The sequence below is a fragment of the Paenarthrobacter sp. NPDC057981 genome, assembly GCF_042886835.1.
Lineage (GTDB): Bacteria > Actinomycetota > Actinomycetes > Actinomycetales > Micrococcaceae > Arthrobacter.
Genome location: NZ_JBHVQI010000005.1, coordinates 13,043 through 27,808, shown reverse-complemented (window position 1 = coordinate 27,808; position 14,766 = coordinate 13,043). Strand labels below are relative to the sequence as shown.

The following is a 14,766-nucleotide window of genomic DNA, read 5'->3' as shown; positions in this document are numbered from 1 at the left end:
ACTACTGCTGGTCGGCGCCCGCTGACGTACCGCCGTCGTTCCCTGCGTCCCGGGCCGTCGCCAGGCGCTTCCGGGCGCCTTCCAGCCAGTCCTCGCAGCGCTTGGCGAGGGCTTCGCCCCGCTCCCAGAGGGCGAGGGATTCCTCAAGGCTGGCGCCACCTGCCTCAAGGCGGCTGACGACGGCCACAAGTTGTTCGCGTGCTTCTTCGTAGCTCAGGCTGTCCAGGGACCCGGCCCCAGGGGATGCTGCGTTGTTCTCGGTCATGATGTCCTTACGTGGGTGTTCAGTGGCTTTAGGGGTCCAGGCGTTCAGCATGGCCTGTGGAGACGGCCTTGAACCGGCCGTGGGCCACTCGGACGGCCAGTGCTGTCCCGTCCGGTGCCTCTTCGGGACTGCTGACTACGTGGTGTCCGGCCTCGTCTTCCCCGATGAGTTGGACGACGGCGTAACCGCGGTCCAGGGTTTTTTGCGGCGACAGTGCGCGGACCTGGGCCCGCAAGTGGTGCACTTGGTCCAGGGCCCGCACAACGGCTGTGCTGACGGCCGAATGTGTCCTGCGCTGCAGGCGGTGGACATCCTCCGCCCGGGCGTCCACCATGGAGGCCGGTGATGCCAGGACCGGCCTGGACTTCAGGGATTGGAGCCTGTCCGTCTCCCGGTCCACCAAGCGGCTGATTCCACGACGAAGGTGATCCCGTGCTTGGCGGACCATGGCCAATTCTTCTGCCACGTCCGGAACAATCCGCTTGGCGGCGTCCGTGGGCGTGGAGGCGCGCAGATCCGCTACGTCATCCAGGATGGGTCGGTCCGCCTCGTGCCCGATGGCACTGACCACCGGCGTGGTGGCAGCTGAGACTGCCCGGATGAGGTCCTCGTTGCTGAACGGCAGGAGGTCCTCCAAGGCGCCTCCGCCGCGGGCGAGCACGATGACATCAACGTGCGGATCGGCATCGAGTTTCTTCAATGCACCGATGATCTGGGATACCGCAGTGTTGCCTTGAACGGCCACCTCCCGGACATCGAACTCAACCGCCGGCCACCTCAGGGCGGCATTGCGCATGACGTCCTTCTTCGCGTCCGAATCCCTGCCCGTGATCAGCCCGATGCGGTGGGGGAGCAGCGGCAGCTTGCGCTTCCGGGAATCGGCAAAGAGGCCTTCGGCGGCCAATGCTTGGCGAAGCCTTTCGATCCTGACCAGCAGGTCACCAAGGCCTACCGGACGGATGTCCTTGACGGACATGTTCAGGCGACCGGTTTTCACCCAGAAGTCCGCCTTGACCAATGCCACCACCCGGGAACCGCGCTCCAGGGGTATCTTCTGCCGGTCCAAGACTGTGGACCACACAGATGCGGGCAGCGAAATCTCCGCATCCACATCCCTCAGGGTGAGAAAAGCGTTGCCGCCCCGGCGGTTCATTTCAATGACCTGGCCCTCGATCCACGCCGCCGGCGCACGTTCGATGTGGGCCTTGAGCTTGCGCGAGAGCAGCTGCAGTGGCCAGGGGTTGTCCGGGCTTGTTTCGGCAGCAGTTCCGGGGAGGGTTGATTCCGGCATGGCTTCAGCGGACATGGCTGGTCCGTGCCTGTCCAGGTCGCTGCGTTCGTGGCTGCATGTTCATGGTCCTCGTTCAGGGGTGCGCCCTTGGATCGCGGCCGCCTTCCAACTCTATCCATAGCTTGATCCCAGACCCCGACATTTTTCCTATCATGTGGACAGACCTAGGATGGTGGCACTGCCCCCGACTCCGAGGATGATCTTGCGTACTTTTGTCTCAGCAGTGGGAGTGGTCCTCGCCGTGCTCCTCACGGCCGTCGCCGTTCCGACAGCATGGGTAGACCAGAACATCGTCAAGGAAGAAGGATTCGTTCACCTTGCCGGTTCCCTGGGCAACGACCCCGGGTTCCAGAGCCGACTGGCCGCGGCGGCTGTAGGAACCTTTGAGTCCTCAGTGGACCTGCCGGAGCCGATTCAGTCCCTGGCTGCTGACGCTCTGCGAAAAGCTGCCTCCGGCATGCAGTCGTGGAGCGATTATCCGCAGGCATGGCAGGACACGGTCAGAAACAGCCACAGGCTCAATTTCGGCACGGTGGACCAGCCAGAGGAAAACCGCGCCAGCACGGCACTGGTTCTCGATATCGGTCCCATGGTCAGGCTGATCCGGGACCACTTCGCCGAGGCCACAACTATCCGTATTGACGTTCCGACCGAGAGCCTGGTGTCCCTGGGGCAGCCTTCCCACCGCCAACTCGTGGAGCGCGTCGCTGCCTTTGCGCCATTGTGGTGGGTGGCGGCTCTCGGCGCCGCTGTTTCAGCTCTCTTGGCGATCGTGGCCTCACGACGGCGGTCGCTGGTGTTGGTGTTCCTTGGCCTCGGTGGTCTGGCGCTTGCGGCCCTTTGGACTGCAGGAGCGGATCTCGCCGGATCAGTGGTGGGGAACCTCGATAGCGCCAACAGTGTGGCGGAGTTGTTCAAGGATGAATTCCTCACGGCCGCGCGGGCGGGATTCGGCCAATGGGTGGGTACCTCGGTGGTCGTCTCCGGCGCACTTGTTGTGGTGGGTGTCATAGCTGCTGTGGTGTCAGGGCGACGACGGTCACGTTCTGCCCGCAGCTAAAGGCCGTGCCGGTAGCATGGAGGCATGACCAGCACAGCAGTTTCCATTCCAATGCCAACGGTGCCCCGCAGACGGCGATCTCCGGAAGAGGTACAGGCGGCGGCCCCGGTTGTGGGTCCCAAGAAGGTCTTGCTGGCTGCTCCGCGCGGCTACTGTGCCGGTGTCGACCGGGCTGTCATCGCCGTTGAAAAGGCGCTGGAGCACTATGGGCCGCCCGTTTACGTGCGGAAGCAGATCGTCCACAACGTCCATGTGGTCAGCTCCCTTGAAGAACAGGGCGCCATCTTCGTTGAGGAAACCGACGAGGTTCCCGAGGGCGCCCTGGTAATTTTTTCGGCGCACGGCGTCTCGCCCGCCGTCGTCCAATCTGCCGAGGACCGCGGCTTGCGCACCATTGATGCCACGTGCCCCTTGGTCACCAAGGTCCACCGTGAAGCTGTCCGGTTTGCCAAGGACGACTACGACATCCTGCTGATCGGCCACGAAGGCCATGAAGAGGTCGAGGGGACCGCAGGTGAGGCCCCTGAACACATCCAGATCATCAACGGCCCCCACGAGGTCGACAAGGTCACCGTTCGGGATCCTGAGAAGACCATCTGGCTTTCGCAGACGACACTGAGTGTCGACGAGACAATGGAGACTGTGCGCCTGCTCAAGGAGCGTTTTCCCACGCTGCAGGATCCGCCCAGCGACGACATCTGCTATGCCACCACCAACCGCCAAGTGGCCATCAAGAAGATTGCTCCGCAGGCTGACCTGGTGATCGTGGTTGGCTCGGCAAACTCCTCCAACTCGGTCCGCTTGGTCGAAGTTGCCCTTGAATACGGGGCCAAGAGCTCCTACCGGGTGGACTTCGCCAACGAGGTGGACGAGGCCTGGTTCGAGGGCGTGGCCACTGTGGGCGTGACGTCCGGGGCATCTGTACCGGAGGTGCTGGTGCAGGACGTTCTGCGACTGCTCGCCGAGTACGGATACGGCGAGGTCCAAGAGGTTGTGACGGCAGAGGAAGATCTTCTCTTCTCGCTGCCCAAGGAGTTGCGCGCCACCTTGAAGAAGGCCGGCGATGTCTCCCGTGCACTCGGCGGACGTGGGAACCGGCCGACGTCGTAGAGCTTGAACCCGGGAGCGACCGAAGTTTAAAAAGGAACCCGCAGCGGGCCTGCCATCATGGCGGGAACGCTGCGGGTTTCCTGGCATTAAGGCGGCGGCGTTCAGGCAGCCGACTCGTGGTCTTCCCGGTCTTCAAGGAGTTCCGGTGCTGCAAGGGCCCGGGGGACAGCTTCGACAGACGGAGGGGCTGTCAGACCGGCGTCGTCCATGGTGTTGAGCTTGCGGGCCGTCGGGAGGACGCGAGCCTCCAAAGTGCCCACCATGGCGTTGTAGCGGTCCACGGAGGTCTTGAGGGAGCTTCCCAGCTTGCTGACATTCTCTCCGAGCGTGCCCATGCGTTCGTAGAGCTGTTTGGCGAGTTCGAAGAGTTCGTGGGCGCTGTCCGTGAGCACATCCTGCCGCCAGGTGAAAGCAACTGATTTCAGGACCGCCAACAGTGTTCCGGGCGAGGCCAGGACCACGTTCCTGGACAGGGCGTGCTCCAGCAACGCAGGGTCGGCTTCAAGCGCAGAGGCCAGGATGGACTCGGCGGGCAGGAAACAGATCACGAGTTCGGGGGAGTTGCCGGGGATGTCCCAGTACTTTTTGGAAGCCAAGGCGTCGATGTGGGCCTTCAGCGCCTTGGCGTGTTGGGCCAGGAGGGTTTTCGAATCCTGACCGCTGGCAGCCGTAACGGATTCTCCCAAGGAGCCAGCTCCATGCAACTGCTCCTGGGCAGCGAGGTAGGAGGCCAAAGGCACTTTGGCATCCACCACCAGCTGCTTGCCGCCGGGAAGCTGAACCACGAGGTCGGGCCTCAAGGTGTTTTCGGTTTTGCCGGAATGGACCTGTTCGTGGAAGTCCACATGCCGCAGCATTCCAGATGCCTCCACCACCCGGCGCAGTTGGACTTCGCCCCACTGACCGCGCGCGCTGTTGGAGCGCAGGGCCGAAGCCAGGGCATGCGTTGACCTCAATAGCTGTTCATCGGAAAGGCGGGCATCCTGGAGCTGTTGGGCAAGCTGGCCGTATTGCTCCACGCGGTCGCGCTCCAGCAGTGAGACCTGCTGTTGGACCGCTGTCAGTTTCTCAGCGACCGGGGCCAGCGCCCGCAACACACTGCCGTCGGAGTTCCTGGCCGCGCTCAACTCGCGGTTCTGCGTAAACAAAAGCCGCCGCTCGGCGTCGGCCGCTGCCAACTGTGCCGTCACCTCGGAAAGCCGCGACGAAACGGCGTCGAAGTCTTCTTCCAAACCTGCGCCCCGGCGTCGGAAAACAACGTAACCGGCAGCGAGACCGACCGCGGCGCCGATCAGCAGCATCAGCAGGGCCAAAACCAATCCAAATCCATCCATGAGCCAACCCTGTCACAGGGGTACGACAGTTTTAGCGAGGCGCCCGCTGAGAGGGCCGCTGGCAGGCATCGACAAGCGGAGGCGCGGCTCCAGCGGGTAGAATCAATGCTCGTGGCTCTTACTATAGGCATCGTCGGACTGCCCAACGTCGGCAAATCAACCCTTTTCAACGCACTGACCCGAAACCAGGTGCTCGCTGCGAACTATCCGTTCGCAACGATCGAACCGAACGTCGGCGTCGTGAACCTGCCTGACCCGCGCCTGGCGAAGCTGGCCGAGATCTTCGGTTCGCAGAAGCTGCTGCCTGCGCCTGTGTCCTTCGTGGACATCGCGGGCATCGTCAAGGGCGCCTCCGAGGGCGAAGGCCTGGGCAACAAGTTCCTGGCCAACATTCGCGAGGCTGAAGCCATCGCGCAGGTTGTCCGTGTCTTTGACGACCCCGATGTCATTCACGTGGATGGCAAAGTGGACCCGCGCTCCGACATGGAGACCATCAACACCGAGCTCATCCTCGCTGACCTTCAGACCATCGAAAACGCGATCCCGCGCATCGAAAAAGAAGTCAAGATCAAGAAGCGCGATGCCGCAGAGCTGGCCGCCATCAAGGCTGCCCAGGTTGTGCTTGAACGTGGCGACACCATCTTCTCCTCCGTCAAGAGCGACAAGCTCGAGATGGGTCACCTCAAGGAGCTCGGTCTCCTGACGGCCAAGCCGTTCATCTACGTCTTCAACGCCGACGAGGGCATCCTTGGAGATCCCGCCAAGCAGGAGGAACTGCGTGCCCTGGTGGCTCCGGCGGATGCGGTCTTCCTTGACGCCAAGCTCGAGTCCGACCTCGTTGAGCTCGACGAAGAAGAAGCCCGCGAGATGCTGGAAATGAACGGCCAGTCCGAGTCCGGCCTGGACCAGTTGGCGCGCGTCGGCTTCCATACGCTCGGCCTGCAGACCTACCTCACAGCTGGCCCCAAGGAAACCCGTGCCTGGACCATCCGGCAGGGCGATACGGCGCCCCAGGCGGCCGGCGTGATCCACTCCGACTTCCAGCGCGGCTTCATCAAGGCCGAAGTTGTCTCCTTCGATGACCTTATCGAGGCCGGTTCCATGGCCGAGGCGAAGTCCCGCGGCAAGGTCCGGATCGAAGGCAAAGAGTATGTGATGGCCGACGGCGACGTGGTGGAGTTCCGCTTCAACGTCTAGTCAGGACCCCAGCCAGTCAGCCCTGGCGCCTCAGCAGGCCGCAGGCCATGGAGTTCACCTCTTCATGGCCTGCGGCCTTTGCTGTTGGGTCGGGAGCCGACGCCCACGGACGTGACTCCTAGGACTTTTCGCGCTTTTCCTCGGCGGTTGTTTTCGCGTCAGGCTCGGGGACGTCGTGGACCTTTTTAGGGATCTTTCCCTCGACGTCCGCAGGAACCGGGGGATCTTTTTCTTCGTCTGTGGACATGGGCCAAGCATAGTGGCGTCGGGTGCACCAGAGGCCGCCCGAGTGAGGGTTATGCACATACGCCTTTTGGCCTGTCCCTTTCCACCATCCGGCTGAGCACACTAGGCGTATGGGAATCAGATACTACGCATATGCCTTCGACGGCGATGTCACCGACCTTGCGCTTGCCGATCCGAGACGTTTTGTATCGTCGGATCCATTAGCCGACGCTTGGGGCCTTGAATGTGCGGATGGGGTCACTATCGCCACTTTCAAACAGTCCGTGCCTGAGTGCGACATGCTCTATCTGGATAAGGCGTGGCGGCAGCTACAGGCATGCACCGCGCCTCTCGCACCTGGGATGGAGGCGAGACCTGCATTTCGCATGTTTGAAGGCCAAGTAACAATGCATTACGACGGATGGGACTCATGGTTGCGCGTTCTCACGCCGGGGGAAATGGCGGCGGTGTCCCAGGACCTGAATCGCATCTCTGAGAACGATCTGAGGCAGCGGCTACCCGCTGTACCACGCGCCGACCAAGAATCTGAGGTGAGCTATGCAGCTCATTACCTGGAGCAGGCGAAGAGCTTTGTCTCGAACCTTGTGACAACTGGCCGCGGAATGGTGTATCTGATCGGATGAGCGAGAACTTGGCTTCCGTCATGCCGGTTGTACATATCACGCGATATCATTTTGGAGTGACCAATGTCGTGCGGGAACTTCGGGAAGCGGCCGGACTCAGCCAGGCAGAGCTGGCATCCCGGTCCGGCGTGGCTCAGCCCAACATTGCAGCCTACGAAGCTGGTCGGCGTAGGGCATCTGCGCAGATGGTTGAGCGTCTGCGTGCCGCCGCCCGCCCCCTCCCGCATGAAGCCCTCGAAGTCCACCGCCGGGAATTGGCAAGCCTGGCCGGTCGCTTCGGTCTCAGCAATCCGCGTGTCTTCGGCTCAGTCATTCGGGGCACCGACCGCCCAGGCAGCGACCTTGACATCCTGGTCACACGATCGCCCGGGGTCGGATTGTTGACTGTCGCGGCGTTTGCCGCGGAAGCAAGTGACTTGCTGGGGGTGGAAGTTGACGTCGTCACCGATGGCGGATTGCGCGAAGATCACGAAATCCTGACTACCGCCGTCGCACTATGAATCAAAGGGATGCAGCCGCTCTCAGGGAAATCGTACGTTTGTGTGAAGTCGCAGCTGCCCTCGTCATGCGTGGCCGCGCCTGGTACATCGGCGATGCTGACAATGTGCCGGGACTGGCGGCTGAATCGTTGATTATCAAAATCGGCGAAAACGTCGCACGTTTGAGTGTTCACACGACCAATTCGTACCCCGAGGTTCCATGGTCGCTGATCAAGCGGATGCGGGATCGCCTCGCGCATCACTATGAGGGCACGGACTATGACGCGGTCTGGGACACCCTTGTCGCCGACCTGCCAACGATCCAGAATCTCATCCGCTCGATTACCTAGTTCCTGTTCCCGAGCTCCGGGCCTGTCTATCCTCGTGGGTACGAAACCGGGTCCTTTTCTGCCCAAAATCCCTCCTGTCCTGCTGTCAGACAGCGAATGCTACCACCGAGTAACGTTTGACTTGAAATTCCCGGCGTTTTAGGCATGTAGAGGTTGCGGAACGGTTACAGTTTGGCCAGCATGTTCCAACATCCGGACGCAATGTGGGTAGGCTTACACTCACATGTAGGCAACGTCACAGTAGGAAGCTGTGCCGTGCCTCGGGGGAAATCACGAAACTTCCCCTGCTCAACTCCCTGACTCATAGGAGGCGGAATGCGTTTCTCGCGCACTTCCAAAGCTCTAGGCGTAGCGGCGATCATCGCCCTCGCAGTGACCGGTTGCGGCGGCGGCGGCGGCAGCAACAACAACAGCTCAGCCGCAGCTGACCCGAATAAGGTCATCTCCGCATATAGCAACGAACCGCAGAACCCGCTGCTGCCGGCCAACACCAACGAGGTGTACGGTGGCCGCGTCGTCGAATTGCTGTTCGAAGGCCTTCGCGCCTACGACTCCGACGGCAAGCCGGTCAACGCCCTGGCGGATTCGATCGAGACAACCGACTCGCAGAACTGGACCATCAAGGTCAAGTCCGGTGCCAAGTTCACCAACGGTGAGGCCATCACGGCCAAGACCTTCGTTGATTCCTGGAACTTCGCCGCTCTGAGCACCAACCTCCAGAACAACGGCTTCTTCTTCGAGTCCATCGAAGGCTACGCCGACGTCAGCGCGGTCAACCAGACCACGGGCGCCGACGGCAAGAAGACCTCCACCCCGGCGCCGACGGCACAGACCATGTCCGGTCTCGCTGCCAAGGACGACCAGACCATCACGGTCAAGCTCTCCCAGCCGGAGGCTGACTGGTCCCTGCGTCTTGGTTACTCCGCCTTCTACCCGCTTCCCTCCGAGGCCCTGAAGGACCCGAAGAAGTTCGGCGAGAACCCCATCGGCAACGGCCCGTACAAGTTTGAAAAGGAAGGTGCCTGGGTACACGACCAGTCCATCTCCCTGGTCAAGAACCCGGACTACAGCGGCCCGCGGGCTGCCAAGAACGGTGGCGTGACCTTCAAGTTCTACACCGATCCCGGCCCCGCATACACGGATCTCCAGGCTGACAACCTCGACGTCACCGACGTCGTTCCGTCAAACGCACTGAAGACCTACACCACGGACTTCCCGGACCGGAACTCCACCCGTCCGAACGCCAACAACTCCACCCTGAACATCCCGGGCTACAACCCGAACTTCCAGGGTGAAGCTGGAACGCTGCGACGCCAGGCCCTGTCCCACGCCATCAACCGTGAAGAGATCACCAAGGTGATCTTCAACGGCACGCGTACCCCGGCCACCGAGTACACCGCACCGGTCCTCGACGGTTACAACGATTCCATCCCCGGAAGCGACGTCCTGAAGTTCGATGTCCAGAAGGCCAAGGATCTGTGGGCCCAGGCTGAGAAGATCAAGCCTTACGACGGTTCCAAGCCGCTCCTCATCGCCTCCAACACTGATGGTGGCAACAAGGAATGGATCGATGCCGTTGCAAACGGCTTCAAGAACAACCTCGGCATCCAGGCTGAAATCCAGCCGTTCGCCAAGTTTGCTGAAGTTCTTGACCTGCGCAAGTCGCAGTCCCTCCCTGGCCTGACCCGCGCTGGCTGGCAGGGTGACTACCCGTCCCTGTACAACTTCCTGGGACCGGTTTGGGCCACGAACGCATCGTCCAACTACGAGAAGTACTCGAACCCTGAGTTCGACAAGCTGCTCAAGGAAGGCCTTGCAGCCAAGACGCCCGAGGACGCCAACAAGAAGTTCAACCAGGCGCAGGAGATCCTCTTCAAGGATCTCCCCGGCCTGCCGTTGTGGTACCGCGCAACCCCGATCGTCTGGAGCAACAATGTCGTCTCAGCTGAAACCGGCTGGAACGGCGGCATCCGTTACTTCGACATTGAGGCCAAGTAGTCCTCAGGATCTGAACTTGCCGTAAGGCAAAGGGGGTCCGGCCAACGCGCCGGGCCCCCCTTGCTTGCTTGGCAGGAAGGCACACATGAAATTCCAACGCCCAACCAACGGAGAGGGGTGACCGGTGGTTCGCTTCATATTCCGCAGGCTGCTCCAGGTCATCCCGGTATTCCTGGGAACCACGCTCCTCGTGTATTACATGGTCTTCGCACTTCCCGGCGACCCCATAGCCGCGCTCTTCGGTGACCGCCAGCCTCCGCAGAGCGTCATCGACGCCTTGCGGGCCCAGTACAACCTGGACCAGCCGTTCTGGGTTCAGTACGGACTCTTCCTCAAGAACCTGTTCACCTTCAACCTTGGCGTCGACTTCACCCAGCAGCCCATTGCTGCCGCTCTAGGCAGGGCGTTCCCCGTTACTGCCATGCTGGCGATCGAGGCATTGATCATCCAGGCAGTCTTTGGCATCGCTTTCGGTGTTTTCGCTGGTCTTAAAAAGGGCAAGCTGTTCGATTCCACGGTCCTGGTCGTCTCGCTTCTGGTGATCGCCGTTCCGACGTTCGTTCTCGGCTTCGTCTTCCAGCTCATCTTCGGCGTCCAACTTGGATGGGCAAAGCCCACAGTGGGTGCCAATGCGGACTGGGGCAACCTGATTCTTCCCGCAGTTGTCCTGGGTCTTGTCTCCTTCGCCTATGTCCTTCGCCTCACGCGTGCATCAGTGAGTGAAAACATGAACGCGGACTACGTCCGTACAGCCACCGCCAAAGGGCTTTCCCGTCCGCGCGTCGTGATCGCCCACATCCTGAGGAACTCGTTGATTCCGGTGGTGACCTATCTGGGCGCGAACCTTGGTGGCCTCATGGGCGGCGCCATTGTCACGGAAGGCATCTTCAACGTGCCCGGAGTGGGAAACAAGCTGTTCCAGGCCATCCAACGCAGCGAGGGGCCAACCATCGTTGCCATCGTCAGCGTCTTGGTCCTGGTCTTCGTTATCACCAACCTCCTGGTTGACCTCCTGTACGCCTGGCTTGACCCGAGGATCCGCTATGACCAGTAATACCGAACACTTTGTGGCTCCTGTCGAGGAGACACCGCTTCTGGCCACTGATGCTGTCAAGACAGATCAGGCGCCCCTGAGCCTCTGGGCTGATGCATGGCGTAAGCTGCGCCGCCGCCCCCTCTTTATCGTTTCCTCGCTTCTGATCCTGCTCCTGGTGACGGTTGCGCTGTTCCCTGGGCTCTTCACAAGTGTTGAGCCCAACAACGACTGCCAGCTGTCCAACTCCGAAGGTGCGCCCACGGCCGGGCACCCGCTTGGCTTTACCTTGCAAGGCTGCGACGTCTACTCCAGGGTCATCCATGGGACCCAGGCGTCTCTGTCCGTAGGTGTCCTGTCCGTACTCGCCGTCGTAATCATCGGCGTCACTCTGGGTGCGCTGGCCGGCTACTACGGTGGATGGCTTGACGCCGTCCTGGCTCGCCTCGGCGACATCTTCTTTGCCCTGCCGATCATCCTCGGTGCTTTGGTCATCACGCAGCTTCCTTTGTTCCGTGAGAACAGGAGCGTCTGGACGGTGGTCCTGACCATATCCCTGCTGGCGTGGCCGCAAATGGCGCGTATCACCCGAGGTGCGGTCATTGAAGTGCGCAATGCAGACTTTGTCACCGCCGCCCGGTCCCTGGGTGTGTCCAAGTTCGGTGCCCTGGTGAAGCATGCTTTGCCGAACGCACTTGCACCGGTGATCGTGCTGGCAACGCTGGAGCTGGGCGTTTTCATCGTGCTCGAAGCCACGCTGTCATTCCTGGGTGTTGGCCTGCCCGGCAGCGTGATGTCGTGGGGCAACGACATCTCCGCAGCCAATGCGTCCATCCGTACCAACCCCGGAATTTTGCTCTACCCGGCAGCCGCCCTGTCCATCACCGTCCTGAGCTTCATCATGCTTGGCGACGCCGTTCGCGATGCTCTTGATCCCAAGAGCCGTCAGCGCTAAGGAGGCGAACATGACTTCTGCCAACATCAGAATTGATGAAGCCACTGCACCAGTACGGCCAATCCTGGAAATCAAGGACCTGGCCATCACCTTCAAGACCAGTTCCGGTGAGGTCAAGGCGGTTAAGAACGCCCATCTGACCATCATGCCGGGTGAGACGGTTGCCATCGTGGGTGAGTCGGGTTCCGGAAAATCGACGACGGCGCTGGCCGCCATCGGCTTGTTGCCGAACAACGGCCGCGTCTCCGGTGGGCAGATCCTGCTCGACGGCGAAGACATCGCCCATGCGCCCGAGAAGCGCATGATCGAACTGCGTGGCAGCCACATCGGCATGGTCCCCCAGGACCCCATGTCCAACCTGAACCCGGTGTGGAAGATCGGTTACCAGGTGCGGGAAACCCTGAAGGCCAACGGCCGTCCGGATGGTCCCGAGGATGTTGCCCGCGTCCTTGCCGAGGCCGGTCTTCCTGATGCTGCGCGACGTGCCAAGCAGTACCCGCACGAATTTTCCGGCGGTATGCGCCAGCGTGCGCTCATCGCCATTGGCCTGAGCTGCCAGCCCAAGCTCCTGATCGCCGACGAACCTACATCGGCTTTGGATGTCACCGTTCAGCGCAGGATCCTGGACCACTTGGACAAGATGACAACCGAGCTTGGTACTTCGGTGCTGCTCATCACCCACGACCTCGGACTCGCTGCAGAGCGTGCGGACAAAGTCATCGTGATGTACCAGGGCAACGTGGTGGAGGCAGGGCCTTCCTTGGAATTGCTCCGTAATCCGCAGCACCCCTACACCCGACGTCTTGTTGAGTCGGCGCCGTCACTGGCCTCGCGCCGGATCCAGGTTGCCAAGGAACAGGGAGTGGAAGCCGGAGACCTGCTTGCTCCTGTGGCCGTCGCCGAGGAACGGGCTACAGATGATGTCCTCCAGATCAAGAACCTGCGCAAGATCTACAAACTGCGCCAGGGGCTGGGGCAGGCGACCGACTTCGCAGCGGTGGACGATGTCAGCTTCGCTGTGAAGCGCGGAACCACAACGGCAATTGTGGGGGAGTCCGGTTCGGGCAAGTCCACTGTGGCCAAGATGGTGCTCCAGCTCGAAAAGCCCACAGAGGGCCAGATCATCTTCGATGGTGTGGACACTGCAGGGCTGAAGGGCAAGGAGCTCTTCAAGTTCCGTCGCCGTGTGCAGCCGATCTTCCAAGACCCTTACGGGTCCCTGGACCCGATGTACAACATCTTCAGGACCATTGAAGAGCCGTTGCGCGTTCACAAGATCGGGAATGCCGCCAGCCGCGAAAAGAAGGTACGCGAGCTGCTGGACCAGGTGGCTTTGCCGCAGTCCATGATGCAGAGGTACCCGAACGAGCTCTCCGGTGGCCAGCGGCAGCGTATCGCGATCGCACGTGCCTTGGCGTTGGACCCGGAAGTCATCATCTGTGACGAGGCCGTGTCCGCGCTCGACGTCCTGGTCCAGGCGCAGGTACTGAACCTGCTGGCCGACCTTCAGGACAACCTCGGGTTGACCTATCTGTTCATCACCCACGACCTCGCTGTGGTCCGGCAGATTGCAGACCACGTGTGCGTCATGGAAAAGGGCCAGCTCGTGGAAACGGGCAGCACGGATGATGTCTTCGAGAATCCCCGCGAGGCGTACACCCAGGCCCTCCTGGACGCGATTCCCGGTGGTTCGTTGCTCCTGCCGCCCGCGGTAGCCTGACCGGCGTCGTAGTTTCAAGAGCAAGAGCCGGTGGTTCCCTAAAATCGGAACCACCGGCTCTTGCCTGTTAAGCGAGGTCAGCCTACTTGGCCGCTGGAGCACTGTCGGGGCGCGCCGTGAGACCCAAAGCGGTGAGCTCGCGTGCCAGTGCTACGCCGAGCTTCGCGTGCCCGGTCGGCCGCAGGTGGACCCCGTCCTGGAGGTCGCCGATGGCGTCGTAGCGGGTCAACCAATCGCCTGCACTGACGAACGGGATACCGTGCTTGAGGGCGATCCGGCCCAGGAGGGCGTCCACTTCAGTCCTGCGTCCGCCTCCGTTGCTGACCCCGCGTGCCAGGGTACCGATCATGGCCAGACGCGAGCCCGGGTAGCGGGTTTTCAACGCAGCCAGCAAACGCTCGGCGTTGCTCGTGATTTGCGCATCCGTGGCGCGCTGCGTGGCATCGTTCCCGCCGCCTTCCACCACAATCAGAGGTGGCTCGCCGTAAGGGAGGACCCAGTCGCCGCGCTGCAGGGCGTCGATATAGTTGCCGGTCTTGCCGTTGGTTGCGACGTATCCGGTGCCGCCCATTCCCACTACGTGCAGTTTGTACCCCAGGGCTGCGATGCCTTGCTGGGGCCAGGACCCCGCGGGCATGGCCTGTGAATCGCCGATCAGCACCGCTGTGTGGCGGACATCAGCCAGCACGAGTTCGTTGCGGTTGTTCGCTGGATTCTTGTAAAGAGAACCGGCGGGGAGGTTCAGGGCGCTGGGTTCCGGGGCAACCCTCAGCGGTTTATCGGAGGCCGCCGTCCGGGCAGGTGCGGGCGCAACGGATGGAGCGGGGGCACTGGTTGGCGCTGGTCCGCAGCCGACCGCGAGGACGCCGACGGCGATCAACGGTGCGATCATGCGGAACACGGCCGAAGATTGACGCATTGATTGGTCTCCGTGGGGCACTGGTTCTGCTGCAATCATGGGGCACCAGAACAGGAAAATCCAGCATCTTGACTTGTGTTTACGAACACGTGACCTCCTGTGACTGATGCCACAATCCAGCGACCAATAGCTTGCTTTTTAGGCTCATAAATGCATCTGCGTTTAGACTGGATGCAGGTGCCCTGT

The 14,766-nt window shown here is 61.7% G+C and carries 15 protein-coding genes; 10 read left to right on the top strand and 5 right to left on the bottom strand.

Annotation, left to right across the window (positions count from 1 at the left end):
• Position 1: 1 nt before the first annotated feature.
• Complete coding sequence (locus ACFVSI_RS07375) at positions 2 to 265, bottom strand: exodeoxyribonuclease VII small subunit (RefSeq protein WP_387821444.1); 264 nt, start codon at positions 263 to 265, stop codon at positions 2 to 4.
• Positions 266 to 293: 28 nt separating this feature from the next.
• On the bottom strand, positions 294 to 1,571 hold the full coding sequence (gene xseA, locus ACFVSI_RS07370; RefSeq protein WP_387821441.1) for an exodeoxyribonuclease VII large subunit: 1,278 nt from the start codon (positions 1,569 to 1,571) through the stop codon (positions 294 to 296).
• A gap of 181 nt (positions 1,572 to 1,752) precedes the next feature.
• Here xseA and ACFVSI_RS07365 point away from each other — a divergent pair, with 181 nt between their 5' ends.
• A complete protein-coding gene (locus ACFVSI_RS07365) occupies positions 1,753 to 2,616 on the top strand; it encodes a hypothetical protein (protein WP_387821438.1) in 864 nt (287 codons plus the stop codon).
• A gap of 24 nt (positions 2,617 to 2,640) precedes the next feature.
• Positions 2,641 to 3,726, top strand: coding sequence for a 4-hydroxy-3-methylbut-2-enyl diphosphate reductase (locus ACFVSI_RS07360; RefSeq protein WP_144659611.1), 1,086 nt, complete (start codon positions 2,641 to 2,643; stop codon positions 3,724 to 3,726).
• A 101-nt stretch (positions 3,727 to 3,827) separates the two neighbouring features.
• On the opposite strand, the gene ACFVSI_RS07355 is transcribed toward ACFVSI_RS07360, so the two are convergent.
• The gene (locus ACFVSI_RS07355; protein WP_387821434.1) at positions 3,828 to 5,060 is read right to left on the bottom strand and encodes a DNA recombination protein RmuC; all 1,233 of its coding nucleotides are present in this window, start codon (positions 5,058 to 5,060) and stop codon (positions 3,828 to 3,830) included.
• Between the two features lie 111 nt (positions 5,061 to 5,171).
• On the opposite strand from ACFVSI_RS07355, the gene ychF reads away from it, so the two are divergent.
• On the top strand, positions 5,172 to 6,257 hold the full coding sequence (gene ychF, locus ACFVSI_RS07350) for a redox-regulated ATPase YchF (RefSeq protein WP_387821431.1): 1,086 nt from the start codon (positions 5,172 to 5,174) through the stop codon (positions 6,255 to 6,257).
• Positions 6,258 to 6,375: 118 nt separating this feature from the next.
• On the opposite strand, the gene ACFVSI_RS07345 is transcribed toward ychF, so the two are convergent.
• Complete coding sequence (locus ACFVSI_RS07345) at positions 6,376 to 6,504, bottom strand: hypothetical protein (RefSeq protein WP_387821429.1); 129 nt, start codon at positions 6,502 to 6,504, stop codon at positions 6,376 to 6,378.
• 109 nt (positions 6,505 to 6,613) lie between these two features.
• On the opposite strand from ACFVSI_RS07345, the gene ACFVSI_RS07340 reads away from it, so the two are divergent.
• The 7 genes from ACFVSI_RS07340 (at position 6,614) to ACFVSI_RS07310 (ending at position 13,661) form a co-directional block, all read left to right on the top strand.
• Positions 6,614 to 7,126, top strand: a complete 513-nt coding sequence (locus ACFVSI_RS07340; RefSeq protein WP_387821426.1) for a DUF1877 family protein — start codon at positions 6,614 to 6,616, stop codon at positions 7,124 to 7,126.
• Positions 7,127 to 7,182: 56 nt separating this feature from the next.
• Positions 7,183 to 7,626, top strand: a complete 444-nt coding sequence (locus tag ACFVSI_RS07335) for a helix-turn-helix domain-containing protein (RefSeq protein WP_186313513.1) — start codon at positions 7,183 to 7,185, stop codon at positions 7,624 to 7,626.
• Complete coding sequence (locus ACFVSI_RS07330; protein ID WP_387821423.1) at positions 7,623 to 7,955, top strand: DUF86 domain-containing protein; 333 nt, start codon at positions 7,623 to 7,625, stop codon at positions 7,953 to 7,955. The genes ACFVSI_RS07335 and ACFVSI_RS07330 overlap by 4 nt, the downstream gene beginning before the upstream one ends.
• 315 nt (positions 7,956 to 8,270) lie before the next feature.
• The gene (locus ACFVSI_RS07325; RefSeq protein WP_387821420.1) at positions 8,271 to 9,953 is read left to right on the top strand and encodes an ABC transporter substrate-binding protein; all 1,683 of its coding nucleotides are present in this window, start codon (positions 8,271 to 8,273) and stop codon (positions 9,951 to 9,953) included.
• 124 nt (positions 9,954 to 10,077) lie between these two features.
• Positions 10,078 to 11,007, top strand: a complete 930-nt coding sequence (locus ACFVSI_RS07320) for an ABC transporter permease (protein WP_211711268.1) — start codon at positions 10,078 to 10,080, stop codon at positions 11,005 to 11,007.
• Complete coding sequence (locus tag ACFVSI_RS07315; protein ID WP_211711269.1) at positions 10,997 to 11,941, top strand: ABC transporter permease; 945 nt, start codon at positions 10,997 to 10,999, stop codon at positions 11,939 to 11,941. The genes ACFVSI_RS07320 and ACFVSI_RS07315 overlap by 11 nt, the downstream gene beginning before the upstream one ends.
• A 10-nt stretch (positions 11,942 to 11,951) precedes the next feature.
• Positions 11,952 to 13,661, top strand: a complete 1,710-nt coding sequence (locus tag ACFVSI_RS07310; protein WP_387821416.1) for a dipeptide ABC transporter ATP-binding protein — start codon at positions 11,952 to 11,954, stop codon at positions 13,659 to 13,661.
• Positions 13,662 to 13,743: 82 nt separating this feature from the next.
• On the opposite strand, the gene ACFVSI_RS07305 is transcribed toward ACFVSI_RS07310, so the two are convergent.
• Complete coding sequence (locus ACFVSI_RS07305) at positions 13,744 to 14,580, bottom strand: SGNH/GDSL hydrolase family protein (RefSeq protein ID WP_387821413.1); 837 nt, start codon at positions 14,578 to 14,580, stop codon at positions 13,744 to 13,746.
• Positions 14,581 to 14,766: the final 186 nt, after the last annotated feature.

Excerpts from the sequence above, each read along its gene's own strand:
- ACFVSI_RS07315 (WP_211711269.1), top strand. The coding sequence starts at position 10,997 with ATGACCAGTAATACCGAACACTTTGTGGCTCCTGTCGAGGAGACACCG.
- ACFVSI_RS07375 (WP_387821444.1), bottom strand. The coding sequence starts at position 265 with ATGACCGAGAACAACGCAGCATCCCCTGGGGCCGGGTCCCTGGACAGC.
- ACFVSI_RS07305 (WP_387821413.1), bottom strand. The coding sequence starts at position 14,580 with ATGCGTCAATCTTCGGCCGTGTTCCGCATGATCGCACCGTTGATCGCC.
- ACFVSI_RS07365 (WP_387821438.1), top strand. The coding sequence starts at position 1,753 with ATGATCTTGCGTACTTTTGTCTCAGCAGTGGGAGTGGTCCTCGCCGTG.
- ACFVSI_RS07360 (WP_144659611.1), top strand. The coding sequence starts at position 2,641 with ATGACCAGCACAGCAGTTTCCATTCCAATGCCAACGGTGCCCCGCAGA.
- ACFVSI_RS07330 (WP_387821423.1), top strand. The coding sequence starts at position 7,623 with ATGAATCAAAGGGATGCAGCCGCTCTCAGGGAAATCGTACGTTTGTGT.
- ACFVSI_RS07345 (WP_387821429.1), bottom strand. The coding sequence starts at position 6,504 with ATGTCCACAGACGAAGAAAAAGATCCCCCGGTTCCTGCGGACGTCGAG.
- ACFVSI_RS07310 (WP_387821416.1), top strand. The coding sequence starts at position 11,952 with ATGACTTCTGCCAACATCAGAATTGATGAAGCCACTGCACCAGTACGG.
- xseA (WP_387821441.1), bottom strand. The coding sequence starts at position 1,571 with ATGTCCGCTGAAGCCATGCCGGAATCAACCCTCCCCGGAACTGCTGCC.
- ACFVSI_RS07340 (WP_387821426.1), top strand. The coding sequence starts at position 6,614 with ATGGGAATCAGATACTACGCATATGCCTTCGACGGCGATGTCACCGAC.
- ACFVSI_RS07325 (WP_387821420.1), top strand. The coding sequence starts at position 8,271 with ATGCGTTTCTCGCGCACTTCCAAAGCTCTAGGCGTAGCGGCGATCATC.
- ACFVSI_RS07355 (WP_387821434.1), bottom strand. The coding sequence starts at position 5,060 with ATGGATGGATTTGGATTGGTTTTGGCCCTGCTGATGCTGCTGATCGGC.